This is a genomic window from Streptomyces lincolnensis, assembly GCF_001685355.1.
In the GTDB taxonomy this organism is placed as follows: Bacteria; Actinomycetota; Actinomycetes; order Streptomycetales; family Streptomycetaceae; genus Streptomyces; species Streptomyces lincolnensis.
The window spans coordinates 6,917,240-6,942,815 of the sequence record NZ_CP016438.1; the positions used below are offsets into that span (position 1 = coordinate 6,917,240).

25 protein-coding genes are annotated in these 25,576 nt (G+C 72.7%); 23 read left to right on the forward strand and 2 right to left on the reverse strand.

Annotation, left to right across the window (positions count from 1 at the left end):
* Window positions 1-26: 26 nt before the first annotated feature.
* The 18 genes from SLINC_RS31025 (at window position 27) to SLINC_RS31105 (ending at window position 18,961) form a co-directional block, all read left to right on the forward strand.
* A complete protein-coding gene (locus SLINC_RS31025) occupies window positions 27-1,442 on the forward strand; it encodes a cation:dicarboxylate symporter family transporter (protein WP_067445893.1) in 1,416 nt (471 codons plus the stop codon).
* A 486-nt stretch (window positions 1,443-1,928) separates the two neighbouring features.
* Complete coding sequence (gene lxmK, locus SLINC_RS31030; RefSeq protein ID WP_067439880.1) at window positions 1,929-3,026, forward strand: class V lanthionine synthetase subunit LxmK; 1,098 nt, start codon at window positions 1,929-1,931, stop codon at window positions 3,024-3,026.
* A gap of 68 nt (window positions 3,027-3,094) precedes the next feature.
* Complete coding sequence (locus SLINC_RS31035; protein ID WP_152038982.1) at window positions 3,095-4,000, forward strand: T3SS effector HopA1 family protein; 906 nt, start codon at window positions 3,095-3,097, stop codon at window positions 3,998-4,000.
* Window positions 4,001-4,156: 156 nt separating this feature from the next.
* Window positions 4,157-4,324: an LxmA leader domain family RiPP gene (locus SLINC_RS48155; protein WP_159425375.1), complete on the forward strand. Its 168-nt coding sequence runs from the start codon at window positions 4,157-4,159 to the stop codon at window positions 4,322-4,324.
* Window positions 4,325-4,451: 127 nt separating this feature from the next.
* Window positions 4,452-4,637 carry an LxmA leader domain family RiPP gene (locus tag SLINC_RS31040; RefSeq protein WP_067439886.1) on the forward strand — a complete coding sequence of 62 codons (186 nt, stop codon included), beginning with the start codon at window positions 4,452-4,454 and terminating at the stop codon, window positions 4,635-4,637.
* A 101-nt stretch (window positions 4,638-4,738) separates the two neighbouring features.
* Complete coding sequence (locus SLINC_RS31045) at window positions 4,739-5,773, forward strand: methyltransferase (RefSeq protein WP_067439889.1); 1,035 nt, start codon at window positions 4,739-4,741, stop codon at window positions 5,771-5,773.
* 51 nt (window positions 5,774-5,824) lie between these two features.
* Entirely contained in the window at window positions 5,825-7,651 is a 1,827-nt protein-coding gene (locus SLINC_RS31050) for an ABC transporter ATP-binding protein (RefSeq protein WP_225988307.1), read from the forward strand.
* Window positions 7,648-8,616: an LLM class flavin-dependent oxidoreductase gene (locus SLINC_RS31055; RefSeq protein WP_067439892.1), complete on the forward strand. Its 969-nt coding sequence runs from the start codon at window positions 7,648-7,650 to the stop codon at window positions 8,614-8,616. Before SLINC_RS31050 ends, SLINC_RS31055 begins: the two co-directional genes overlap by 4 nt.
* The gene (locus SLINC_RS31060; protein ID WP_067439895.1) at window positions 8,613-9,305 is read left to right on the forward strand and encodes a flavoprotein; all 693 of its coding nucleotides are present in this window, start codon (window positions 8,613-8,615) and stop codon (window positions 9,303-9,305) included. The genes SLINC_RS31055 and SLINC_RS31060 overlap by 4 nt, the downstream gene beginning before the upstream one ends.
* Window positions 9,302-10,396, forward strand: coding sequence for an aminoglycoside phosphotransferase family protein (locus SLINC_RS31065; protein WP_067439898.1), 1,095 nt, complete (start codon window positions 9,302-9,304; stop codon window positions 10,394-10,396). The genes SLINC_RS31060 and SLINC_RS31065 overlap by 4 nt, the downstream gene beginning before the upstream one ends.
* Window positions 10,393-13,107: a M16 family metallopeptidase gene (locus SLINC_RS31070; protein WP_067439901.1), complete on the forward strand. Its 2,715-nt coding sequence runs from the start codon at window positions 10,393-10,395 to the stop codon at window positions 13,105-13,107. Before SLINC_RS31065 ends, SLINC_RS31070 begins: the two co-directional genes overlap by 4 nt.
* 93 nt (window positions 13,108-13,200) lie before the next feature.
* Complete coding sequence (locus SLINC_RS49525) at window positions 13,201-13,680, forward strand: hypothetical protein (RefSeq protein WP_170068284.1); 480 nt, start codon at window positions 13,201-13,203, stop codon at window positions 13,678-13,680.
* Entirely contained in the window at window positions 13,677-14,030 is a 354-nt protein-coding gene (locus tag SLINC_RS49530) for a transcriptional regulator (protein ID WP_225988306.1), read from the forward strand. Before SLINC_RS49525 ends, SLINC_RS49530 begins: the two co-directional genes overlap by 4 nt.
* Complete coding sequence (locus tag SLINC_RS31085; RefSeq protein ID WP_067439907.1) at window positions 14,027-15,187, forward strand: nucleotide disphospho-sugar-binding domain-containing protein; 1,161 nt, start codon at window positions 14,027-14,029, stop codon at window positions 15,185-15,187. Before SLINC_RS49530 ends, SLINC_RS31085 begins: the two co-directional genes overlap by 4 nt.
* Window positions 15,188-15,241: 54 nt before the next feature.
* Window positions 15,242-16,207: an ABC transporter ATP-binding protein gene (locus SLINC_RS31090; protein ID WP_067439910.1), complete on the forward strand. Its 966-nt coding sequence runs from the start codon at window positions 15,242-15,244 to the stop codon at window positions 16,205-16,207.
* On the forward strand, window positions 16,204-17,076 hold the full coding sequence (locus tag SLINC_RS31095; RefSeq protein WP_079164816.1) for an ABC transporter permease: 873 nt from the start codon (window positions 16,204-16,206) through the stop codon (window positions 17,074-17,076). The genes SLINC_RS31090 and SLINC_RS31095 overlap by 4 nt, the downstream gene beginning before the upstream one ends.
* Window positions 17,077-17,135: 59 nt before the next feature.
* Window positions 17,136-17,798 (forward strand): GOLPH3/VPS74 family protein, encoded by a 663-nt coding sequence (locus SLINC_RS31100; protein WP_067439913.1) that lies wholly within the window; start codon window positions 17,136-17,138, stop codon window positions 17,796-17,798.
* 2 nt (window positions 17,799-17,800) lie between these two features.
* Complete coding sequence (locus SLINC_RS31105; RefSeq protein ID WP_067439916.1) at window positions 17,801-18,961, forward strand: glycosyltransferase; 1,161 nt, start codon at window positions 17,801-17,803, stop codon at window positions 18,959-18,961.
* Window positions 18,962-18,978: 17 nt separating this feature from the next.
* Here SLINC_RS31105 and SLINC_RS31110 read toward each other — a convergent pair whose 3' ends face one another.
* Window positions 18,979-19,596 (reverse strand): TetR/AcrR family transcriptional regulator, encoded by a 618-nt coding sequence (locus SLINC_RS31110; protein WP_079164817.1) that lies wholly within the window; start codon window positions 19,594-19,596, stop codon window positions 18,979-18,981.
* Window positions 19,597-19,740: 144 nt separating this feature from the next.
* Between SLINC_RS31110 and SLINC_RS31115 the strand changes: the two genes are divergently transcribed.
* The 3 genes from SLINC_RS31115 (at window position 19,741) to SLINC_RS31125 (ending at window position 22,645) form a co-directional block, all read left to right on the forward strand.
* Window positions 19,741-21,417, forward strand: coding sequence for an MFS transporter (locus SLINC_RS31115; RefSeq protein ID WP_067439922.1), 1,677 nt, complete (start codon window positions 19,741-19,743; stop codon window positions 21,415-21,417).
* Window positions 21,418-21,503: 86 nt separating this feature from the next.
* The gene (locus SLINC_RS31120) at window positions 21,504-21,989 is read left to right on the forward strand and encodes a hypothetical protein (RefSeq protein ID WP_067439925.1); all 486 of its coding nucleotides are present in this window, start codon (window positions 21,504-21,506) and stop codon (window positions 21,987-21,989) included.
* Window positions 21,990-22,189: 200 nt separating this feature from the next.
* Entirely contained in the window at window positions 22,190-22,645 is a 456-nt protein-coding gene (locus SLINC_RS31125) for a VOC family protein (protein WP_159425376.1), read from the forward strand.
* Here SLINC_RS31125 and SLINC_RS31130 read toward each other — a convergent pair.
* Window positions 22,642-23,082: a MarR family winged helix-turn-helix transcriptional regulator gene (locus SLINC_RS31130; RefSeq protein ID WP_067439928.1), complete on the reverse strand. Its 441-nt coding sequence runs from the start codon at window positions 23,080-23,082 to the stop codon at window positions 22,642-22,644. The two genes, SLINC_RS31125 and SLINC_RS31130, sit on opposite strands and share 4 nt — an antisense overlap.
* Window positions 23,083-23,213: 131 nt before the next feature.
* Here SLINC_RS31130 and SLINC_RS31135 point away from each other — a divergent pair, with 131 nt between their 5' ends.
* Complete coding sequence (locus SLINC_RS31135) at window positions 23,214-23,861, forward strand: maleylpyruvate isomerase family mycothiol-dependent enzyme (RefSeq protein ID WP_067439931.1); 648 nt, start codon at window positions 23,214-23,216, stop codon at window positions 23,859-23,861.
* A 115-nt stretch (window positions 23,862-23,976) separates the two neighbouring features.
* Window positions 23,977-25,569 (forward strand): AAA family ATPase, encoded by a 1,593-nt coding sequence (locus tag SLINC_RS31140; protein WP_079164818.1) that lies wholly within the window; start codon window positions 23,977-23,979, stop codon window positions 25,567-25,569.
* Window positions 25,570-25,576: the final 7 nt, after the last annotated feature.

The following is a 25,576-nucleotide window of genomic DNA, read 5'->3' on the forward strand; positions in this document are numbered from 1 at the left end:
ATCCGGACGTGAGCCGCACGCCGGTGATGCCGACGAAGACGTCAAGGAGGGCAGCCGTGGCCGCCAGCACCCCCGAAACGGCCCCCAAAGCCAAACGGGACCGCACGCACTACCTGTACATCGCGGTGATCGTCGCGGTCGCCCTCGGCATCGCCGTCGGCATGATCGCGCCGGACTTCGCGGTCGAGCTGAAGCCCATCGGAACGGGCTTCGTGAACCTGATCAAGATGATGATCTCGCCGATCATCTTCTGCACGATCGTGCTGGGCATCGGCTCGGTACGGAAGGCCGCCAAGGTCGGTGCCGTCGGCGGTATCGCGCTGGGCTACTTCACGATCATGTCGCTGGTCGCGCTGGGCATCGGCCTGGTCGTCGGCAACATGCTGGACCCGGGCTCCGGCCTCGCGGTCACCGACGCGGTCAAGGACGCCGGCCAGGCGCAGGTCAGCGCGGAGGCCAAGGACACGACCGAGTTCCTGCTCGGCATCATCCCGACCACGATCGTCTCCGCCTTCACGGTGCCCGAGGTCCTCCAGACCCTGCTCATCGCGCTGCTGTGCGGCTTCGCCATCCAGTCCATGGGCTCGGCGGGACAGCCGATCCTGCGGGGCATCGAGCACATCCAGCGGCTGGTCTTCCGGGTCCTCGCCATGGTGATGTGGGCCGCTCCGGTCGGCGCCTTCGGCGCGATGGCCGCGGTCGTCGGTTCGGCGGGTGTGGACGCGCTGAAGGACCTCGCGATCCTGATGCTCGGCTTCTACACGACCTGTGTGCTGTTCGTCTTCATCGTGCTCGGCGCGCTGCTGCGGATCATCTCGGGCCTGAACATCTTCACGCTCTTCAAGTACCTGGGCCGCGAGTTCCTGCTGATCCTGTCGACCTCCTCCTCCGAGTCCGCGCTGCCGCGCCTCATCGCGAAGATGGAGCACCTGGGCATCAGCAAGCCCGTCGTCGGCATCACCGTCCCGACCGGCTACTCCTTCAACCTCGACGGCACCATGATCTACATGACCATGGCCTCGCTGTTCATCGCCGACGCCATGGGCACGCCGATGTCGATCGGCGAGCAGATCCCGCTGCTGCTCTTCCTGCTCGTCGCCTCGAAGGGCGCCGCCGGTGTCACCGGCGCCGGTCTCGCGACGCTGGCCGGTGGCCTCCAGTCGCACAAGCCGGCCCTGGTGGACGGCATCGGTCTGATCGTCGGCATCGACCGCTTCATGAGCGAGGCGCGTGCCCTGACCAACTTCGCGGGCAACGCCGTCGCCACGGTCCTGATCGGCACCTGGACCAAGGAGATCGACCGCGAGCGCGTCGACCAGGTCCTCGCCGGTCACCTCCCCTTCGACGAGAAGACCCTGCTCGACGAGAACGACACCGAGCACGACGACGCCTCGCCGGAGGTCCCCGACCAGGGCGGCGAGAAGGAACTCGCCAAGGCCTGAGCCCCCCGACCGGGACGGGCCCGGCCTGAACCCGGGCCCGTCCCCTCATCGCCGGGCGGCTGAGTACTCCCCCGTAGCTCAGCCGCCCGGCCACCCTCTCGCGCCGAGCGACCGGATCACCTCATGGTGGCCGGTCGTTCGGTTTTTCCGTTTTTGCCGAGCATTTCGTGAAGTGAGGTGGTGTGGATCTTTGGAAAAGTGACGCCGGTCACAATCCGGCTAGTGTGGGTTGTGATTCCACTTGCTGTTTGCATACGGTTAACATGGTCAAGCGATCACCAAGAGATGGAAAAGCGCGGTGGTCGCGGCAAACGGGGAACGGGGTAGTGCAATGGACCGGGGTGACTCCCGAAGGTTCCGGCATGTCCGGAACATCTTCTGATTCTTCCTTCTCGGCTTCACATTTTTTGTATCCGAGTTTTCTTGCCTGCGTGTGCCTTTCTGTGCCCGTAGGGGATTCATTCATGTGCTTGAGGGGAGAAGCGTATGGCTGTCATGCAGAAAGAGGTCGTTCCGGTCGATCTGGACGCGGCTCCTGAGGTGGACGGGCTGCTGGTCGGCCTCGGCCTCGGGCGCTTCGTCCGGGACTCGGTCACCTCGCCCATCGGCCGGAACGACGCCTGGGCCGGCCTCACCGAGGGCGGCACCGACGTCTTCGTCAAGCGCCTCACGGGAGGCGACGCGGACATCCGTGCCCGGATGCGGCGCATGCTCGCCTTCGAGGAGTACGCCGCCGCGGCCCGCCCCGCCGGTCTGCGCCGGCCGGTGCTGCTGGGCAGCGACACCGAACGGCGCGTCGCCGTCTTCGAGAGGGTCGTCGACGCCGAGAACGGCGCTCAGCTGATGGTGGACGAGGCCTTCACCGGGGATCACGCCCGCGAGGTCGGACGCATCGTCGGCCGGCTGCACGCGACTCCGCCGCCGAACGGGCTGGACCTGGACGACGAGCCGCCGCCCTTCCCGCCGGTCTCCTTCCTGCGCGGCCTGCCCATGTCGGTCTACGTCGGATCCAGCGCGGCGGAACTGGAGGCGTGGCGGCTGCTCCAGCGGGACGCCGTGCTGGTCGCGGCGCTGGAGCGGCTGCGGGAGAGCGAGCGTGCCGCGCCCCGCGTGCCCTCGCACTGCGACTTCCGTGTCGACCAGCTGCTCATGCGGCCCGAGGCGATCTACGTCACCGACTGGGAGGAGTTCCGTCTCGCCGACCCCGCGCGGGACGTGGGGGCGTTCGCCGGGGAGTGGATCTACCGCTCGGTCCTGGACCTGGTGACCAACAGGGGCGACGCCGTGTTCACCGACGTCGAGTTCACGCACGAGCTGATCATCGAGCGGGGTGCGGAGAAGATGCGCCGGCTGCTCCCCCTGGTCGAGGCGTTCTGGCGCGGTTACATAAGCGCTCGGGGGCAGGTCGACGACACGCTTCCGGTGCGTGCCACGGCATTCGCGGGCTGGCATCTGCTGGACCGGCTGGTGGCCGGCGCGCTTTCCTCGTCCCGGCTCAGCGGAATTCAGCGGGCGGCTGCCGGAGTGGGCCGCTCCGCCGTGGTGAACCCGGAGAAGTTCGCGGTCACCCTCGGATTCGTCTGAGTAAAGTAATGCCAGGAAAGATAAACGGGGGAATTACTGTGATGTTGTCATCGGGTGTACTCGATGTCATGAGAAGCGTTTCCGTTTCGTCGGACCGCGCCAAAGCCCTTGTCGGAGACCGGGAGATCGAGGCGGACACCCCCCGGGAACTGCGCCGGATGCTCGCTGAGGCGCTCTACGACGTCTTCCACTCGGGCCAGGGCGACAGCAGGATTCCCACGCGTCTGCGGGACCCCGCCCTGGAAGCCCGGCTGGCGGCGGCCGTGCCCCATACCGAGATCGTCACGCGTGCCCGCGTCCAGTCGTCGCCGGAGCCGGACGGCAAGGGAGGGCTCCGGGTGTTGGTCGAGCGCGACGGCGTCCGGTTCTGGGCCCCGGCAGCCGTACTCGACGCGTCCGACCCCGCCCCGGGAGACATCGTGGGCCTGCGGATGCCGGCCGCCCGGCCCGGACTCTCCCCGGGGTTCTTCCTGGTCGACGGATCGCGGTCGCGCACCGGCGGGCGCGAGGTGCTGCGCCTGTACGTCAACGTCGTCGACGTGGACCGTGCCGTGCGGGTGTGGGGCGCGACCCTGGCCTTTCTGGAGGAGCAGGGACTCCCGTACCGGGCCAAGGTGTTGTCCGCCCCGGAGCTCTATCCCCGGCGCGACGCGGTCGTCGTCTACCTGGACGCCGCCGTGGCCGACGCGGCGCCCCGGCTCGCCGACCACGTACGACACCTGCCCGGCGTCGGCGCCGACGTCTCCTCCTTCGTCGAGGAACTGCACCCGGGGGTCGCCACGGCCTGGGAACCGGCCGACCCGCACAGCGGCAGGCAGGGCCTGAGCTTCGGACAGCACCGGGCCAGCGTGCTGGCCACCGCCCTGGTGGACAGCGCGGACCGGCCGGAGACGACGGAGCACACCGTCGCCGAGCAGTTCGCCCGTGCCGGTATCGACCCGGCCAACCCGGCACGCAATCTGCCCGTCGCCTGAACCCGCGGGCGCCCACCGCCCAGGCCGGGCGCCCGCGACGACACCGCCCTTTTCCGGCACGGAGTCCCTGACGCGCACCGAGCCCACCGCTGGAAGCGCCGACGACCTGTCGACGCCTCCTGCCCTGAGTTCGGGCAAGACAGCGAAAGGAACAGCGTGAACAGCAACGACAGCATCATGGAACTCGTCGCCGGTTACGAGACCTACATGGACGCCGACGAGCTCGACGTCACCGCGGTCGCCGACGCCCCGGCCACCACCTGGTACTGCGCCTCCGCAGCGGCCAGCTTCATCAGCGCGGCCACGTACGAGGCCACCTGCTGACGATCGGCGTGCGATGGCCCGTCGCTCCGGGGCAAGCGGAGCGACGGGCGGCCCGTCCGATCCCCCCTCGAGTCATCCGACTTCGAGACGTCCTGTCCCACGTCACACGACACCAAGGAGAGAACTCATGGAGAAGGCCACGTCCATCGTAGAGCTGCTGTCCGGCTACGAGGCCTACAGCTCCGCGGAGGAGATCAACCTGTCCGCCGCCACCGACGCCCCGGCCACCACCTGGGGCTGCGCCGCCGTCTCGGCGAGCGTCAGCTGGATGAGCGGCCAGGTCGTGTCCAAGACCGTGGACGACGGCTGCTGACCTCGGTCGACAGCGTGTGAAACGGCGTGCGCGGACCACAGGTCCGCGCACGCCCCCCGCAAGAGCACCAGCCCGCCCGTCCCACCATGAGGCACGCACACATGGCAGAGCCCCAGCCCTACGAGAAACTCCTGTCCCTGGCCGACCTCCTCGCCCCGTCCGCCATCCGTGCCGCGGCCACACTCCGCCTCGCGGACCACCTCCACGCCGGCGCGACCACCTCCGCCGCGCTGGCCGAACGCGCCGGAACCCGGCCGGACGTCACCGACGCGCTGCTGCGGTACCTGACGGAGCTCGGCATCCTCACGACGGACGAGGCGCCCACGACGGACGCCGTAACCCACTACGCCCTCACCGCACTCGGTGAGCCCCTGCTCTCCGACCACCCCCGCAGCGTGCGGGAAGTGCTGCGCGGCGACAGCATGATCGGCCACGGCACCCGCGCCCTGCTCCATCTCGACCACACCGTTCGCACCGGCGAACCCTCCCACTTCGCCGAACCCGGCGGCGGCTACTGGGAGACCGTCAACAACGACCCCGCGTACGCCGGGGAGTGGGCGCAGCAGGCCCGAGCGGTCGACGCCCACGCGGACCTGCCGCTGGCCTGGGGCGCCGAGCAGATCGTCACCGCCTACGACTGGAGCCGGGCGCGCACCGTGGTGGACGTGGGCGGGCACCTCGGCGTCATCCTGCTGGCGCTGCTGCGCCGGCACCCTCATCTGCGGGGCACCCTGGTCGACCTGAAGAACGTCGCCGAGCAGGCCGCCGCCCGGTTCGCGCGCAGCGACGCGGCCGACCGGGCCGAAGCGGTGGTGGGCAGCTTCTTCGAACCGCTGCCCGCCGGCGCCGACGTCTACCTGCTCTCCGCGATCCTCGCGGACTGGGACGACAAGGACGCCGTACGGATTCTGGAGAACTGCCGGGAAGCGGCGGGGCCGCACGGGCGGATCCTCCTCGCCGACGTGGCGATGCCGCTGCACGGAGCGGCCACGGAACTTCAGTACCGCTCGATGATGCCCGCTCCCGCCCGCGACGCCGCCGAACTGGAGGCCCTCTGCGCCACGGCGGGCCTGCGGGTCACCTGGCGGGGGCCCGCCACCGGCGTGCGCACCCTGCTGGAACTCGCCGCGCGCTGAGCGTGTCCCTGTCGGCCCCGTCCGGCGTATTCGAGTGAAAGGAAGCCACCCGTGGCCGAGCACAGGCCGAACCACGAGTTCCGCGTCATGCGTGAACTGTCCGCGGACCGCAGAGGCCAGCTCGCCCTGATCGGTCTGCTGGCACTGCTGTCCACCGCGTCGACCCTGGCCCTGCCCTGGGTGGTCGGCAAGCTGATCGGCGATCTCGACGGCGGCGGCTTCAACGGCTGGACCTGGCTGCTGGTCGGCCTCGGCGTGGGCTCCGCGCTGGCCGGCGCCCTGGCCACCTTCCTGCTGGCCCGCCTCGGCCAGCGGATGATCTGCCGGCTGCGGATCCGGACCATGCGGCACACCCTCGGGATGCAGGTGGCCGACATCCGCCAGGAGGGCAGCGGCCAGCTGGTCTCCCGGATCACCGCGGACACCGCCCGGATCAAGAAACTCATCGACGCCGGCCCCGTCCAGCTGCCGATGGCCGTTCTCACCACCGCGGGCACCCTGGTCATCATGGGTCTCGTCGACTGGGTCCTGCTGCTGGTCACGCTGGCGGCGTTCAGCGTCGCCGCAGCCCTGATCGTCGCCGTGGTCAAGGGCCTGCGGCGCAGCTACGTGTCGGTGCAGGAGAGCACGAGCACCCTCGCCCAGCGCTACGTCGCCGCCACCGACGCGGTCAAGGTCATCAAGGCCTACCGGGCCGAACGGCAGGTGGGTGACGTCCTCGCCGAGCACGCGGAGAAGACCGCCCGCAGCGAGATCGACGCGGCCCGCCTCGAAGCGCTGATGATGCCGGTGATCAGCCTCGGCCAGCAGATCGCGCTGGTCGCGGTGATCACGAGCGGCGGAGCGCGGCTGCTCGACGGCCAGTTGTCGCTCGCCGACTTCGTCGCCTTCCTGCTCTACCTGCTTCAGCTGACCAGCCCGCTGATGATGATCGCCGCCGCGGTGACGGCCATCAAGACGGGCGTCGTGGCACGCGAACGCTTCACCGCCCTGTTCGCCAAGCAGCCCGAGGACCACGAGGTCCGTGACGGCCGTGAGGCCCGGCAGGCGCCGACGGGGGGCGGGCTCGACACCGCCCCGCCGGACGGCGAACCGGGCGTACCCGCCGTCGAGTTCGAGGACGTCCGGTTCGACCACGGACCCACGCCCGTGCTGCGGGGCGCGGACTTCCATGTCCCCGCCCGTGGTCTGACCGCCATGGTCGGTCTCTCCGGTGCCGGCAAGACGACCTCGCTGGAACTCATGCAGCGCTTCGCCGTGGCCGGCGGCGGCAGCGTCCGGGTCTTCGGCCGTGACGTCACCGACTGGTCGCTGCCCGCGCTCCGCGGCCGGATGGCGTACGTGGACCAGGCGGCCACGCTCGTCGAGGACTCCATCCGCGGCAACCTGACGCTCGGCCGGGGCGAGGGCGCCGTGACCGAACAGGAACTGCTCCGGGTCCTCGACCGGGTGGGACTCGCCGACGAGGTGAACCGCTCCGGGCTCGGCCTGGACACCGTGCTCGCCGGGAACGTCGACCTGTCCGGCGGCCAGCGGCAGCGGCTCGCCATCGCGCGCGCCCTGGTCTCCGGCGCCGACCTGGTGCTCCTGGACGAGCCCTCCTCGCAGCTGGACAGCCTGAACGAGCAGAAGCTGAAGGACCTCGTCGACGAACTGGCCCGGGACCGGGCCCTGTTGGTGGTGGCCCACCGCATCTCCACCGTCCAGCACGCCGACCACGTGATCGTCCTGGACGACGGACAGGTCGTCGGCGAGGGCACCCACGCCGACCTGATGCGGGACTGCCCCGCGTACGCACGGCTGGTGCACGGACAGATGCTGACCGCCGCCGGGACGACCGCCGGACCGGTCCGGGAAGCGGCGGAGGCCACCGTATGACCGACCACTCCTTCCTGGTGCCCTTCGTCCCCACCCGGCCCGAGCAGCTGCTGCCGTTCGCCGCGCTGGCCCAGTGGAGCCGGACGCACCGCCTGTGGCAGGGACAGGGCACCGCGAGCGACACGCACCAGGCGTTCACCTACGCGGCGGCGACCGGATTCCGGGGCCCGGTCGGCACCTCGGTGTCCCTGATGCCCTTCTGCCATCCCTACGAGGCCGCGCTGCGCGCCCAGAGCCTGGCCGCGGCCATGGGCCACTCCGTGGTGGCCGGTTTCGGACCGGGCGCCAAGGTGCTCCAGAGCGGCATCCTCGGCTCGCCCTACCGCAGCCAGCTCGGCGCGGTGCGCGACTACGTCACCGTCGTCCGCGATCTGCTGACCGACGGTAAGGCCGACCACGAGGGCGAGTTCTACACCTGCCGGGCCACCCTGCCCCGGATGCCGCTGCCGCCCGTGCAGGTGGGGCTCGGGGTGCTGCGGCCGCGGATGGCCGCCCTCGCCGGCGAGCTGGCCGACGTGGCCATCACCTGGCTGACCCCGGCCGCCTATCTGAGGGACACCGTGGTCCCCGCGCTGCGCTCCGGCGCGCACGGGGCGGCACGCGAGACACCGCGGGTGGTGGCGATCGTGCCGCTCGCGCTCGCCGGTCCGAAGCGGGACGCGACCGAGCTCGCCCTGGCGAGCAACGCCGGGCACATGCGGCTGCCGCACTACGCGGACATGCTCACCCGCTCCGGCATCGACGTCGACATGAAGGAGGACCCGCGGGCCAGCGGCCGCGCACTGGTGGCCGGTGACGCGTTCCTGTACGGCGACGCCGACGAACTCAGGGCCAAACTGGGTGAGTTCGTGTCGGCGGGCGCCGACGAGATCGTCCTGAACGTGACCGGGGTCGCGATGACCGAGGGCCCCACCGCGGCCCTCAAGGAGCTGGAGACCCTGTTGCGTCTGGTGGACGCCGCATGACGCCGGACGCACCCCGGCCGGCCGAGGCGGCCGCGCCGCCGGACGGGGACCAGGCGCCGCCCTTCGGGATCTCCCGGCTGCTGCTGGTGGTGACCGGCTCGGCCTCGGCGGTCGGGGTCCCGCAGTGGCTCGGCTGGCTGCGCACGACGTATCCGCGGCTGGAGGTCCGTGTCGTGATGAGCCGCGCCGCCCGGCGCTTCGTCACCCCGACCTCGCTGGAGCTGCGGCTGGAGACGGACGTGGAGATCGACGACTGGGAGGAGTGCCGTCGGGCCCGGCACGTGGAGTACGCCGAGTGGGCGGAGGCCGTACTCGTCTATCCGGCGACGTTCCACTTCACGGCCCGGCTGGCCCTCGGGCTGGCTGACACCCCCGTACTCCTGGCGTTGCAGTGCACCGACGCTCTGGTGGCCGTCGCGCCGTCCCTGCCTCCGGGCGGTCTGGACAGTCCCGCGTTCCGGTCCCACTGGGCGGCGCTGGCCGCCCGGCCCCGCGTCGTCCTGGTGCCGCCCGCCCAGGGCCACAGCCTGACCACCGGCAGGGAGGACGGCTGGGTGCCCCCGCCGCTGACCGAGGCCCTGCGGCGGATCGAGGACCGCAGGACGGAACTCGCCCCTGCGTCCGACCACCCGGCGGCGGACGAGGCCACGGCGGTCACGGCGCTGTTCGAGGACGGAGCACGAACATGAGGCGGGCCGGCACGGACCTGGAAGCCGAGAACGCGGCAGTCGGCACGGAACTGGAGACCGAGAACGCGGCAGTCGGCCCGGACCTGAGCACAGGGAACGCGGCGACCGGTACCGCCGGGCAGGGCCCTGTGCACCGGGAGTTCGGCACCGGACTGCTGCGCACCGAGGTGACCGGGACCCCGGAGAAGGGGTACGTCTGGGTCCGCCACCCGGGCCCCCGAGCCCCGCGGCCCTTCACCGCGCACGATCCGCGCCTCACCGCCGCACTCCCCGGGGACCTGCCGCCGGGCCCGGTTCGCTGGGCACCCGGCGTCCCGCCCCCCGAGGCCGACGGCCCCCAGGGGCGCCGGTACGCGGTGCGCGGGCCCGAGTCCGTGGCCGGGCGGCTGCTGCACCACGGCCCCGACGAGGATCTGGCCGTCACCCTGCACGGTGTCGGCCGGCTGCTGCGCGCCCTGCACGACACCCCCGTCCCCGCCGAGGCCGCCGTCCGGCTGACGACCCGTCCGCGAGGCATCCACCGTTTCACCGAGTGGCTCGCGGGCCGCTCCCCGAGCCCGCGGGCCGCCTACGCCGAGTCGCTGCTGCGGCCCCGCCTGGGGGAGGTGCGGATGGCCGCCCTGCACGCGCTGTGCGCGCGGATCACCGGCGACCGGGAGGCCCGGGTGCTCTGCCACGGCGCCCCCGCGCTCGGCTCCCTCGTCCCGGCGGTGGGGCCCGGCGCGCGGGTGGGCGAGGCGGATCTGCTGATCGGCGAGGACCTGTGCCTGGCCCCCTGGTACCACGACCTCGGCTGGACGCTGGGCGAACTCGTGGAACTCCGCTGGTACCGGGGCGACGCCCACCCCGCGTGGCCCGCGCTGCTCGACGCGTTCTTCACCGGGTACGGCCGGGATCTGGGCGACGACTGGCACCGCCTGGCGGCGCTGCGGGTCCTGCTCCATCTGCACGACTACACGGCGTACGTCGGCTGGGACGAGAAGACCTTCGACAAGTACACCGGCTTCGCCATGTTCCTGCTGGACCTCTCGCCGGGCCCGACACGGCGGTCGGCGGACCCCGTCCGTGAACCGGGGGACGCGGCATCATGACCGTCCCCGTCTCCGTCCCCCGGGGCCTGCCGGCCCCCGGGCCGCGATCCGTGGTCCGGCATCGTCTGCCCAACGGTCTGCGGGTGGTGTTGTCCCCGGGCCGGCCGGGCCCCCGGGCCGCGGTCGCCGTGCACTACGGCGTCGGGTTCCGCTCCGAGCGGCCCGGCCGCGAGGGGATGGCCCATCTCTTCGAGCACCTGATGTTCCGCGGCAGCGAAAGCCTCCCGGACGGAGCCTTCTTCGACGCGCTGCACCCGTTGGCGGGCACCGCGAACGGCACCACCCACCAGGACTACACGGACTACTTCCAGGCGGTTCCCGCGCAGGCGCTGGAGCAGGCGCTGTTCCGCGAGGCGGACCGGATGCGCGCGCCGCGCTTCACCCCGGCGCAGCTGTCCGCCCAACTGGTCGAGGTCACCCGCGAGATCGAGAGCATGCGGGACGGCCGCCCCTACGGCGGGCTGCCCTGGCCCCTGCTGCCCCAGGCACTGTTCCGCACCTTCGCCCACGCGCACGACGGATACGGCGATCCCGGGCGGCTCGGCCGGATCACGGTGGAGGACTGCGCGCAGTTCTTCGAGACGTACTACGCCCCCTCGAACGCGGTCCTGACCGTCGTCGCACCGCACTCCGAGGACGGCCTCCGGGCGCTGGTCGAGCGGCACTTCGCCGATGTCCCGGCGCGGACGGGCGGCGCGCCGGCGACACCGCCGGAGCCGGCGCCCGACGGGCACCGGCTGCTGTGCCGTACGGACGAGCGGGTGCCGCGGGCCGCCGTGGCCGTGGGGTACCGGCTGCCGGATCCCGCCGGCGACCTGTCCGCATACGCGGCCCACATGGTGCTCGCCGAACTGACCGGCCGGGCGCGCCCGGCGGACGGGTCCCCCTTCGAGGCGCCGGTCAGCGCAGGCTGCGGGTTCTTCGGCGCGCTCGACGCCAGGGACCCGGACGCACTGGTCGTCGTCACCGCACTGCCGCAGGGGCGGTCCGCCGAGGACTTCACCCGCCGTCTCACCGGATGGTGGGAGCGGCAGGCCGCCCCGCGGACCCGCGAGGAGCCGGACACCGTGGCCCGCGTCGCCGCCGCGCTGGCCGCCCGCCACCGCCGCGACCACGCCGACGTCCAGCGACGCTGCCGTGCCCTCGGACGCCTGGAACTCCTCTTCGGCCACGCCGAACTCGCCGACGAACTCCCGGACATGATCGCCCGCACCACTCCGGCGGAGGTGGCCGCCGCGGCCGCCCGGCTGGCCGGGGCGTACCACGCCACGGCGGTCGTGACACCAGCCAGAACCGACACCGCGACGGCGGCGGGGCAGGCACCCGCGCCCGCGCCGGACCCGCGGCGCGCTCCGGCCACGGGCACCGCGGACACGCGGCCGACAGCACCCCCGGCCCCGAACACCGGGACTCTCCCCGTAGGCCGTGCGATTCAGCTCGCGAGGACGGCTCGGGGCCCGCGCCCGTTGCCGCGGCTCGGAGAGCCGGCGGTGCCGGCGCTGGACGGAGCGCGCGAAGGGGTGCTGGCGAACGGGCTGCGGGTGCTGGCCGCGCCGGACCGCCGCGGCTGGCTCGTGGAACTGCGGCTACGGACAGCTCTCGGCCCCTGGGGGTGGCGTCGGCCGCGGGAGATCGCCGCTCTGCTGAGTGCCGTGGACTCGGCGACGGGGGCGACGGCGCGCGCGGCGCGGCTCGGCGGCGAGCTGCGGCTGTCCACCGACGGACAGTGGGCCGACGTCAGCGGCTGGGCTCCGGCCGAGGAGTTCACCGCCCTGCTGGCGATCGTGGCGGAGCTGCTGACCATCCGTCACCCGGGGGACACGGCCGACGCGTTCACCGGCCCCGCCCTACCGCGGCGTTCGCCCGAGAACCTCATGGACGAGGCGCTGCGACAGCACTGGCTGGAGCGGTACGGCCCCGCGGTGCCCGGCGGTTCCGGAGTGCCGGACGATCCGGCACCGCCGCCCGGCCCGCCCCTGTCCCTGGCGGACGCCGCGTTCGTCGTCGTGGGCGCCGTCGACCCGGAGCGGGTGCTCACGGAGGCCGCCCACGCCCTCGGGCGGCTCCCGTCCCACTCGCCCGCACCGGTGACCGCCACCGGCGAAGGCGTGCCGACGCGCGTCGCCCCGGAGGTGCTCGTCCTGCGCCGCCCGTCGGACGGCGCCGTCCGGCTCACGCTCTGCGCGCCCGAGCCGCCCCGTGCCGGGACCTCCGAGCCGGCCCGCTATCTGACGACCGCGTTGTTCGGCGGGCATTTCGGGGCCCGGCTGGCGGAGCGCTGCCGGCGCCTGGACAGAGCGGGGCACGTGGTGTTCGCGGCCCGCGACACGGTGGCCGGCCGGGCGCGTGCCCTGGTGCGTGTGACGGCCCCGCGTGCGGCACTGGCCGCCGCGGTCGACGACGTACGGGAGGAGGCCGCCGCGCTGGCCGCCGTCCCACCGGGCGACGAGGAGCTGGAGGTGGTGCGCCGCTACTGCGCCGCGCAGTTGCTCACGGCCTTCGACTCCCCGGGGCTGCTCGCGGACGCGTTGCGGCACACCGTGGTCTCGGGCCGGGGCCTGGAGTGGGTGGTACGGCGTCCCGCGCTGCTGGGCGAGGTCTCGGGCGAGGAGGTGTCCGCGGCGGCACACGCTCTGTTCGTACCGGTCACGGACACCCTCGTCGTGCTGGGTGATGTCGAACCCGCCGACGTGACGCGGGAGTTGTCGTGAGGCCGCCGGGCCGGCGCGCGGCTCCGGACTTCTCTTTCCATGATGGAAAGCCTCCCCTTGCCATGATGGAAAGTCGGCTCTACTCTTTCCAGTATGGAAACAGGGAGAGGCGAGGGAGAGGTGGCCGTCATGGAACCGCAGGACGCGCGCGCGGCGCTCGAACAGGCGGGTGCGGCCCGCGCCCGGGTGGTGGCCCGGGCGGCCGGCCCGTGGTGGTACTACCCGGGGGTCGGCTGCTGCTTCCTGTTCGCGTTCGCCGCCGTCAGCATCGACTGGGACCTGATCCCGTACGGCTTCGTGGGAGGCGTCTGGCTGGGCCCGGCCCTGCTCACCATGGCCGCCGGACACACCACCGGCGTCTTCCTCAACCGCTTCTACGCCACCCCCGGCATGCGCCGGATCACCTCGGTGCTCGGGCCGACGCTCCTGGCGCTGGCCGTCCTCGGCCTGGTGCTGGAGTGGGCCGTGGACCTGCGCTGGGCCATGGCCGCCTGCGGTGTCCTCGCGCTGCTCGCGATCGTCGCCGCGGGCCGTCGGCTGGACCGGGCGCTGCTGCGGGAGCTGCGGCCGTGACCGCACCGGAACCCACCGCCCCGGACCCGGCACTCGACGCGGTGATCCACCCCGTCAACCGGCTCCAGATCTGCTCCATGCTCGCGCCGGTCGAGTCCCTGGCGTTCTCGGCGGTCAGAGACGCGCTCGGAGTGAGCGACTCGGTGCTGAGCAAGCAGGTGCGGATCCTCCAGGAGGCGGGATACGTCACGCTGCACAAGGAACCGTTCAACTCCCGCGTCCGCGCCTGGATCGCCCTGACGCCGACGGGCCGCACGGCCCTCACGGGCCATCTTGAGGCCCTGCGCCGTATCGCGGACCTGGCCTCGCCGTCCGGTACCGGCACGGCGGCCGACGGAGGCGGGTCATGACCGGGCACACCGCCCCGCGCGCCCACATCGCCCTGATGTCCGTCCCCCTCCACGGACACGTGAACCCACTGCTCGGTGTGGCGGCGGAGCTGGTCGCCCGGGGGCACCGGGTCACGTTCGCCACCGGCCACGAGTTCGGCCCGCTGGTCGCGGAGACCGGCGCCGAACCGGTCGGCCACGCCACCACGTTCCCCACCCGGACCCCGACGGCGGGCACCGGCCGGGACTGGCTCCCCGCCGACGACGACGGCTCCCTCGCGGTGGACGCCTTCCGGCGGGAGTGCGCCACCGTCCTGCCACAGCTCGCCGACCACTACGCCGACGACGTGCCCGACCTGGTCGTCTACGACACGGTCACCGGACACGGCCCCCTGCTCGCCCGCCGGTGGGGCGTGCCCGAGGTGGCGTTCTCGCCCACGCACGCCTTCACCGACGGCACCACGGGCCGGGGCGTCGGCGCGGGCCCCGGAGCACTGTCCGGGGACGTGCCCTGTGTGGTCGCGATGCCGCGGTCACTCCAGTTCATGGCGGACCGGGTGGGGGCGCGGTGCACCTTCGTGGGACCCGTCGAGTGGCGGCGCGGCGCGCACGGCGACTGGCGGCCGCCGCCGGACGCCCGCCGGGTCGCGCTGGTGTCGCTGGGCACGACGTACAACCGGCGTGCCGACGTCTTCCGCTGGTGCGTCGAGGCGTTCGACGGCCTCGACGGCGCGGCGGGACGGCACCTGGTGCTGGCCACCGGTCACGGCACCGACCCGGCCGCGCTCGGAACGCTGCCAGCGTGGGTGGAGGCCCGTGAGTGGGTGCCGCAGATGAGCGTGCTGCCGTACATCGACGTCTTCGTCACGGCCGGCGGCACCGGCAGCGTCCTGGAAGGACTCGCCCACGAGGTGCCGCTGGTCGTCCTGCCGCAGGCGGTCGAGCAGTTCCTCACCGCGCGCAGGGTCGTGGACCTCGGCCTCGGCCGGGCCGTCCCGCCGGACCATCTCGGCCCGGACACCATCCGCGCCGCCGTGCGCGCGGTGCTGGGCGACCCGGCCGTCCCCGGCCGACTGGCGGCCGTACGCCGGGAGATCGAGCAGGCCGGGGGCGCGCGGGCCGCGGCCGACGTCATGGAGGCCGCCCGGAGCCGGACACCCCGCGCCGCCGCCCGCTGACCGTCGTACACCGGGCGGCACCGCAAGAACACGAACGACATCACGGGGAGAGACATGCTGAAGCAGACCGACCGGCCGTCGGACACCGGGCCCGAACCGGACACCGGGCCGCCCGTCGTCGAGGTACGGGATCTGCGTATGCGCTACGGCGACCACGAGGTGCTGCGCGGCGTGGACCTGACCGTGCGCCGGGGCGAGATCGTCGCCCTGCTCGGGCCCAACGGCGCGGGCAAGAGCACCACCATCGAGGTCCTGGAGGGCTTCCGCGCCCGCTCCGCCGGCAGCGTGAACGTCCTGGGCACCGACCCCGCCGAGGGCGGCGAGGAGTGGCGCTCCCGGCTGGGCATCGTGCTCCAGTCGTGGCGGGACCACGGCAAGTGGCGGGTCCGTGAACTCCTCGCGCACGTCGCCGCGTTCTACGAGCCGTACACGGCGTCCGGGCGTCGGGGTCCCCGGGACGTCGACGAACTCCTCGCGCTGGTCGGCCTGACCGGTCAGGCCGACCAGCGGATCAGCACCCTCTCCGGCGGTCAGCGCAGGCGGCTCGACATCGCCGTCGGCGTCGTGGGCCGGCCCGACGTGCTGTTCCTGGACGAACCCACCGTCGGCTTCGACCCCGAGGCACGTCAGGAGTTCCACGCTCTGGTGCGGGCCCTGGCGGACGAGCGGAACACGATCCTGCTCACCACGCACGACCTCCAGGAGGCGCAGAAGCTCGCCGACCGCGTCCTCATCCTGGTCGGCGGCCGGATCGTGGCCCAGGGCACGGTCGACGAACTCGCCCGCGCGATCGGCGCGGACGCCGAGGTGACCTGGACCGTGCGCGGCACCGCCCACCGCAGCGGCACCGCGGACGTCACCGCCCTGCTGCGCGGCCTGTTCGCGGAGCATGGCGACGACGTACGGGACATCGAGGTGCGTCGCGTCACCCTGGAGGACGTCTATCTGGCGGTGGTCGCGGACGCCGAGGCGGGCCGTACCGACGAGGCGACCCGACGGCTGACGGGAGCGGCCCGATGAGCACACCGACCACGACCGTCCGCCCGATGGGCAACGCCGTACGGCAGGGCCTGCGCCGCGGCGGCCGCGAACTGCACCAGACGGCCACCACCCGGCAGGACCTGATCAGCAACCTGGTGTGGCTGGTCGGTCTGCTGGCGCCGCTGTACACCCTGCGCGACAACGACCTCGCGGGCACCGGCATGTCCGTCGCGGGCTTCCTGCTGCCCAGCATGATGAGCATGTGCGTGGCCTTCAACGGCATGCTCGGCCTCACCCAGCAGCTGATCGCGGAGCGGCAGGACGGCACCCTGCTCCGGCTCAAGGCCCTGCCGCACGGCATGCCCAGCTATCTCATCGGCAAGATCGTCAACGTCGCGGGCATCGTGCTGATCGCCTGCGCCGCGGTGACGTTCCTGGGCATCGCGATGCTGCCCGACGTCTCGGCCGGTGACACCGGCATCTGGCTGGGGCTCGCCTGGGTGCTGCCGCTCGGACTGCTCGCCCTGCTGCCCGTCGGCGCGATCCTGGGCTCGCTCATCGACAGCCCGCGCAACATCGGCCTGGTCATGGTCCCCATGTTCGCGCTCGCCTCGGTCTCCGGGATCTTCTACCCGGCCTCCCAGCTGCCGGTATGGCTCCAGCACGTGGCGGAGGTCTTCCCGCTGTACTGGCTCGGCCTGGCGGCCCGTGCCGCCCTGTTGCCCGACAGCGCCGTGGCCGCCGAGATCGGGGAGTCCTGGCGGCACTGGGAGACCGTCGGCGTGCTCGGCCTGTGGGCCGTGGCCGGCCTGCTGCTCGCGCCCGCCGTGCTGCGCCGGGCCGCCCGCCGCGAGTCGGGCTCGACCATGGCCGGCCGCCGCGAAGAGGCCCTGAAGCGATCCGTCTGACCACCCCCCACCCGACCGCACGCACCCCCACCCCCACCCCCACGAAGAAAGGCTCCACCATGTCCGTCCTGGCCCAAGACCTCGCCCTCCTCCTGCTCGACGACGACACGGGCCGCAGCACGGTGGACGTCGGCCGCAGGCACCGCGCCGTGGGCAGCGCGATCCTGCTCGACCTGGCGCGCGCCGGCCGGCTCCGTGTCGAGACGCCCGAGGGACGCCCCCGGGACGCCCGCCCCGTCGTCGTGGACGGTCCCCCGACCGGCGACCCGGTACTGGACCAGGCCCTCGACGCGGTCGCCGCGAAGGAGATGAAGCTGGGCTGGGCGGCCGAGACCATCGGGCACGACTCCTGGCGGCCACTTCTGGACGCGCTGGTGGAGCGTGGCCTGCTGCGGCACGAGAAGGGCCGGTTCCTGGGCCTGGTCCGCACGAACTCCTGGCCGGCCGCGGACGGCACGCACGAGGCCGAGGTCGTGGGCCGGATCCGGGCGGCGGTCGTCGACGGACAGCGGCCGGACGAGACGACGGTGCTCCTGGTCATGATCCTGCGGGCGATCGGCGCGCTCCCGGCCGTGCTGAGCGCCGAGGACGCCAAGAGCGTGGACGAGCGGGCGAAGCGGCTGGTCGAGGAGTACGAGCGCGGGGAGGGGGCGGACCGGCCGTGGCGCGAGGTGTTCAAGGGCCTGGACACGGGCCTGCTCGTCGTGCTGCTGGCGGGCTGAGCGTGCCCGGCTCGCCCGGCGCCGGACCGGCCGCGGCCCCGGCCGACGTCGTCCTGGTCGTCGACCACCAATTGCCCACTCCCGACAGGGACTCCGGCTCGCTGCGCCTGACCAGGATGATCGAGCAGTTGACGGCGCTGGACCGGCAGGTCCTCTTCTTCCCGTCCGACGGGCGGGCGGAGCCCCGGTACGCCGACCGGCTCCGGCGGCAGGGCGTGGCGGTCCTCGTCGACCAGGAGCAGCAGGTGCGGTTCCTGCGGGACCAGGGGCACCGGATCGGGCTCGCCCTGCTGTGCCGCCCGCAGCCCGCGCTGCGGCTGCTGGGCGAGATCCGGGACCTCGCCGCGCACTGCACGGTCGTCTACGACACGGTCGACCTGCATTTCCGGCGGCTCGGCGGGCAGGCCGCGCTGGCGGAGCGGGACGGGCGCACCGACCGGTTCCGGCTGCGGGCGCAGGCCGAGACCGTGCGGGCGCTGGAGCTGCTGCTGGTCCGGGAGAGCGAGGTGACGCTCGTCGTCTCGGCCGAGGAGCGCGCGCACCTGGAGTCCCTGGTGCCGGGCGCGGACGTCCGTGTCCTGTCCAACATCCACGCACCGGTCGTGGCCGGTGCGGCGCCCGCCGAGGGCGCGCGTGTGCTGTTCGTCGGCCACTACCAGCACGCGCCGAACGCCGACGCCGCCCGATGGCTCGCCCGCGAGATCATGCCGCTGGTCCGGCGCGAGGTCCCCGAAGCCGTCCTGGACCTGGTGGGCAGTTCCGCCCCGGAGGAGGTCACCTCGCTGGCGGGAGAGGGGGTCGTCGTGCCCGGCTGGGTGCCGGACCTCGGGCCCGTCTACGCGCGGGCGCGCGTGGCCGTGGCCCCGCTCCGGTTCGGCGCCGGGGTCAAGGGCAAGGTCGGTGAGGCTCTGGAACACCAGGTCCCCGTCGTCGGCACGACCCTCGCCTTCGAGGGCATGGGGCTGGAACACGACTGCCATGTCCTGATGGCCGACACCGCGGAGGATCTCGCCGCCCATCTCGTCCGGGTGCTGCGGGACGACGCCCTGCACGGTTCGCTGGTCCGGCGGGCGGTGCCACGGCTGCGGGACCGCTTCGGCCCCGAGGAGGCGCGCAGGACCCTGCTGGGGCTTCTGGCGGAGGCAGGCCGGGCGCGACGCTGAGTCGGGCGGCCCCCCGCTCAGTCGTCCAGTTCCGCCACCAGCTCGGTGGCGCGGGAGGCGGGTACGCCGGCCGCGGTCAGGACGGTGACCGCGGCGGAGCGGCCTGCCTCTTCGGGGGCGAGGAGGCCGTCGTTGACCGCTTCCATGACGCCGAACAGCATCTGCTCGTGGACGTAGGCCAGCGCGGGCGCGGGCAGGGCGGAGACGAAGACGCCGTCGTCCAGGCCGCGTTGGAGGAGTTCGGTGCAGGTCGCGCGGACAGGGGCGAGCCGGTCGCGGATGCCCTGCATGGTGACGCTGCGCTGGGCGAGCGCCACCAGGATGCGATAGCGGTCGGCGATCTCCCAGACCGCGAGGACCGAGCCCGCCACCGCCTGCGCCGGATCCGCGGCGCCTTCCCGCCCCGCCGCGTGCGCGGCCGCCACCGCCTCCACGGCGCCGTCGACGAGCGTGCCGATCAGCGCCTCACGGCTGGGGAAGTGGCCGTAGACCGTCCGTCGTACGACGCCCGCGGCCCGCGCGATCTGGTCCATGGACGCGTCGGGGTCGCGCAGGAGCTCGGCGAGGGCGACGTCGAGGATGCGGCGGCGGTTGGCGTCGGCGCGGCTGGGGGTCCCGGTGGTCATGGCTGCCATTCTGCCTGCCCTTCATCGACTTGCACAGAGTTGTGCAACGGCGTACATTGCACATGGTTGTGCAGTTGCACGCCACTGTGCAAATCAGCCGGGAGGCCGGTCACGGTGGCGTCCGTTGCGAAGTTGAGGAAGGCGACCCCTGCCATGCGACTCGTCATGAACGAACCGGTCGAGAGGATGGACCGCCCCTACGCCCGGCGCTGGTGGGCGCTGCTGGTCCTGTGCCTGAGCCTGCTGATCATCGTGATGGCGAACACCGCCCTCACGGTCGCGGCCCCGGCCATGACCCAGGACCTCGGCCTGTCCAGCGCCGACCTCCAGTGGGTCATCGACGGCTACACCGTCCCGTACGCGGCGCTGATGCTGCTGCTCGGCGCGATAGGCGACAAGTACAGCCGCCGCGGAGCGCTTCTGCTGGGGCTCACCGTGTTCGGCGCGGGATCCGTCTTCGGCTACCTCGCCGACAGCTCCACCACCGTCATCGCCGCCCGTGCCGTGATGGGCGTCGGCGCCGCGATGATCATGCCGGCGACGCTCTCCCTGCTCGCCGCGACCTTCCCGCGCGCCGAACGCGCCAAGGCGATCACCGTGTGGACCGCCACCTCCGGGGTGGCGATCGCGGCCGGTCCCCTGGTCGCGGGCGCGCTCCTGGAGAACCACGGCTGGACGTCGACGTTCCTGATCAACGTCCCCGTCGCCGCCCTCGCCCTGGTCGGCGCCCTGGTCCTCGTACCCCCGTCCAAGGCCGCCCGGCACGGCCGTATCGACCACGTCGGCGGACTGCTGTCGGTGGTGTGGATCGGCGCGCTGATCTACATGATCATCGAAGGCCCGCACTTCGGCTGGCACGCCAGGGCGATCACCGCCGCGGTCGTCGCGGGCGCCGGACTCGTCGCCTTCGTCGTCTGGGAACTGCGCCACCCGCGCCCCGTCCTGGACGTCCGCCGCTTCACCGACCGCGGGTTCGCGGGCTCCAACCTCGCCGTCGCCCTGTTCTTCCTGGCCGTCTTCGGCGCCTTCTACTACCTCACCCAGCACCTCCAGTTCGTCCTCGGCTACAGCGCCCTGGAGACCGGCCTGCGCATGCTGCCCCTGGCCGGCGCGGTCTTCGCCGGCTCCGCCCTGACCGGCGTGCTCACCCCGCGGGTCGGCATGAAGTGGACGGTCACCGCGGGCATGGTCGGCGGCACGGCGGCCCTCGCCCTGCTCACCCAGGTCGACGCGAGTTCGTCGTACGGCGATTTCGTCACCCCCCTCGTCGTCCTGGGCCTCGCGATCGGCCTCGCCCTCTCGCCCGCCACGGACGCGATCATGGGCGCGTTCCCCGAGTCCGAACTGGGCGTCGGCGGCGCGGTGAACGACACCTCGATCGAACTCGGCGGCTCGCTCGGCATCGCGATCCTCGGCTCGCTGCTGGCCACGTCGTACTCCGACCACCTCACGGACGCGACCGCCGGCAGCAAGCTCCCCGCCGCCGGTCTGGACGCGGCCCAGGACTCCGTCGGCGCCGGATACACCGTCGCGCAGGGCATCGGCGAGCAGGCCCGGCAGGCCGCCGCGCAGGCCGCCCGGGCCGGCGACCCCCAGCAGGCCGCCCAGTTGAAGGCCCAGGCCGAGCAACTCGCCACCGGGGCACGGCAGATGGCCGACGCCGTCGGCTCCTCCTTCTCCGACGCGGTGGCCCACACCAGCCTGGTCGGCGCGATCGTCCTCGGCGTCGGCACGCTGCTGGTCGCGGTACTGCTGCCGAACCGCAAGGGTGCCGAGCGGGCCGGAGAGTCGGCGCAGGAGACGGACAAGGAACTGGTGGGCAGCCGCTGACTCACCGGGCTCTTACCGGGCCTCACCAGCCTGCCGTGCCGGACCGTCCGGCACGGCAGGCTCAGCTTTTGGGAGGCGTACGGGGGATGACGATCGACTGGGACCGGCGGACGTGTGCCCGGCGCGGGCACGTGACGTACGCACCCGACGAACCCCGGCTGCGCGAGCGGTTGTACGCCGACACCGCCCTCGGTACGGCCTGGCGCTGTCTGCGGTGCGGGGACTTCGCGCTGGGCGACCCGCACGGCGAGGGACCGGCGGACCGGGCGCCTCTCGTGCCCCGCGGCAAGGGCCTGCGCGATGTGTTCGTCCTCCGCTTCCTGGCCGTCGAGCGGGCGGTGCGCGGGGTATTCATCGCGCTGGTGGCGCTCGCGGTGTGGAGGTTCAGCAACAGCAAGGACGCGGTGCACCGGCTCTTCGACGAGTATCTGGACGTCCTCGCCGTCCTCTGCATCCTCCTGGCCAAGCGCCTGTTCGGCCTGCGCGGCGGCCACCACGCCTTCGAACAGGAACGCCACAGCGCCTCACCGCTGGAGGTGGAGGAGACGGCGGCTGTCGGTGCCCGCGCATAGGGTCTTCTGACGGGTCTCCACGGCGTCGCGACGCTTGGGAACGCGCTTCCCTCGCTGTCCGAATGGCGTGGGAGGACCGCTCGACCGCGTTGCCGAATCGCCCATGCGGCTCCCTGCCACGCTCGAACAACCTCGCCGGGGGGCCATGACGCCGCTCCTTTCTCCGCGGAGATCCGTCAGCAGCCCCTAGGCTCTGACCCATGACGACCCTCAAACGGATCTCGCTCGGTGTGCGGGACGACAGGCGGGCGGGGGAGTTCTGGCGGCAGGCGTTGGGATACGTGCGGCGGCCTCCGCGGTTCGAGGGGGACGACTGGATCGTCCTGGAGCCCCGGGCGGGGGAGCCCGGGGCCGCGATCGCCATGGACGTCAGCGAGAGTCCCGTGCAGGAGTTCCCGCGTGTCCACTTCGACCTGGACGCCGGTGACCGCGACCTCGACGAGGAGGTGGAGCGCCTCATGGCGCTCGGAGCCCGGCGGGTCGACTGGCCGCACTACCCGGACCCGCCGCCGCGCGGAGGGCTTCCCTACGTGGTGCTCGCCGATCCGGAAGGCAACCGGTTCTGCGTGGAGGGCCACCGGTCGGGAGACGGGAGTCACCGGGCGGGGACCGTGGGGCGGGAGACGGGGAGCCGGGAGCCGTCGGACGGCTCCTAGGCCCACGGGTCCGTGATGTCCCGCAGCAGCGTCAGCGCCTCCCGCAGCTGCTTCATCCGGCGCTTGCCGAGGTGTTCCTCCCACTCCTTCTCCACCTCGGCGACCACCGCGTCGGCGACCTCCTTCGCCGCCCGGGCCTTCGCCGCTCCGCACACCAGGCGGGCGCGCTTGTCGGTGGGGTCCGGGACGCGGGTGACATAGCCCGCCTTCTCCAGCTGGTCGACCAGGAAGCCGGCCGTCTGCTTGGTGATCTGGGCCTGTTCGGCCAGCTCGGTCAGACGGGTTCCGTGGGGGCCGATGCGCTGCATGACCCGGGCCTGGGCGGGCGTGAAGTCGTCGAAACCGGCCTCGGCGAGCACGGCGAAGATACGGTTCTCCAGAGCCCGGTACGGGAGAAACAGCAGCACACCCGTGTTGAGCTCGCTCTCCGCCACCACGCCGACGCCTCCTGAACGCTGCCCGACCCCGGCCAACCCCTGCCCGACCGGTGCTCGGCCACTGCTTGACATTGGTCAGAGTCTCTGACTACTTTGGTCAGAGAAGCTTACCACTTGAGTGGGTGATTCCCATGGGCGTGACACTGGAGACCGACCAGCTCTGGCAGGTCGTGGACGACGAGCGGACGAGCCTGGCCGACCTCCTGGAGAGCCTGAGTCCCGAGGAATGGGAGACCCCCACACGCTGCGGCGACTGGCGCGTGCGGGACGTGGCCGCGCATCTGACGATCGCGGCACGCTGCACCTACGGCCAGGTCGTCCGGGAGATGGCCCGCGCCCGCGGGAACTGGAACCGGATGATCCACGACTCCGCCGTCCGCGAGGCCGGGCAGCCCGTCGCCGAGATCACCGCCAACCTCCGCTCGACCATCGGCTCCCGGCGCCTCGCGCCCACCACCTCACCCCGCGAACCCCTCATCGACATCCTCGTCCACGGCCAGGACGTCGCCCTCGCGCTCGGCCGGACCCGGGAGATGCCCCCGGCGGCCGCCCGAGATGCCGCCGACCGGGTGTGGACCATGCGCCTCCCGCCCCGCCCCTGGCCGCTGCCCAAGGCCCGGCTCGTCGCCACCGACATCGAGTGGACGCGTGGGGAGGGCGAGGAGATCGGCGGGCCGATCGCGGCCTTGCTCCTGCTGCTGACCGGACGTCCGGAGGCGGCCCGGGAGTGGTGCGAGCGCGCCGGGGAGCCGTGGACGGGGGTCGCGACTCCCCGGTGACACCTCTCGCCCCTTCCGGACTGTTCGCGACCACTTGTCCAAATCCTTTGACCCGCCGCCGTGTTCGGACCACGCTGGGACCCGCGTAGGCGCGGCCGGACGTACGGAGGCGGGCATGGGGGACTCGGACGGGGTCGAGATCGTCAGTTCGACGGAGTTCGAGGCCAGGTACGGGGCCGAACGGGAGGCGTCACCCCTGCCGTTGGAGGAGGTCAACGAGCTCTTCGGGCAGTTCCTCAGGGCGGTGGCCCGCCCGCAGGGCAAGGACGGGACCGCCGACCGCAACCTCAGCGACCGGCTGCGCGCCCACCTCGGCTCCGACCCCTCCGCGTGGCCCGTGGTCAAGGCCGCCTACCCGCCGTACGACCTGCCCAACGTCCATCTCGCCCTGGAGCACTGGTTCGCCGCCGACGGACGTACCCACGACCTGATCGGCCTGCGCGGCTCCCGGCACCGCGGTGACCTGAGCCTCGGTGACATCATCGAATCCGCCGACCGGCACGACCGGTTCACCGTCGGCGCCGTCGAGTACGCGCATCTGCCGATCGGCCCCGACGAGGAACTCGCCTGCGTCTCCTGCGGGTTCTACCTCGGCGAGGAGGACGGCGAACGGTTCGCGGTGCTGCTGCGCGGGCCCGCGGACGAGTACGGGCGCAACAAGGTGGAGATCGAGGTCATCGCCCGGGAGAAGGAGTTCTCGGACCGGGTGCTCGCCGGCATCGACGCCCTCGTGCACGAGCGCAACGTCTTCCGCGGGCAGGTCCTGTCCTTCGAGGGCTCGGAGTTCGGCCACGGCCTCGGCCCGTTCCGCTTCCACCGGCGGCCCGGTCTCGCCCGCGACGGCATCGTGCTCCCCGAAGGCCTCCTCGAACGCGTCGAACGCCAGGTCGTCGGCGTCGCCCGCCGCCGCGAGCAACTGCGCGCCGCCGGCCAGCACCTGCGCCGCGGACTCCTCCTCTACGGCCCTCCCGGCACCGGCAAGACCCACACGATCCGCTATCTCCTCTCCCACCTCCCGCAGTTCACGGTCGTGATCCTCTCGGGCACCGGCATCGGCGCCATCGGCCCGGCCTGCGCTCTCGCCCGGATGCTCCAGCCGGCGCTCGTCGTCCTGGAGGACTGCGACCTGATCGCCGAGGCCCGCGACTACGGCGGCGGCGAACAGCCCCTGCTCTTCCAGGTGCTGAACGAGATGGACGGTCTCGGCGACGACGCCGACGTGGCCTTCCTCCTCACCACCAACCGCGCCGACCTCCTCGAACCGGCCCTCGTCCAGCGCCCCGGCCGCGTCGACCTCGCCGTCGAGATCCCCCTGCCGGACGCCCGTGGCCGCGCCCGCCTCCTCGACCTGTACGGCGCGGGGCTCGACCTCGGCAAGCAGGTCGTCGACGAGGTCGTGGCCCGTACGGAGGGCACGACCGCCTCCTTCACCAAGGAGCTGGTACGGCGCTCCGTCCTCATCGCGGCCGAACGCGAGTCGCCGCGCACCGTCCCGGAGGACGTCCGCGCCGCCCTCGACGAACTCCTCTCCGACCACGACCGCCTGACCCGCCGCCTCCTCGGCGTCCAGGGCGGCACCGACGTCCAGGACGAGGACTGGATGCCGGAGGAGGAACTCGGCGGCACCGGCGGGGTCGCCCGCGCCTATCCGGGCCCCGGCCCGTTCCCCGGCATGCCCCCGCGCTTCCAGGGCCCCTCGCCTGTCTGACGGGGTG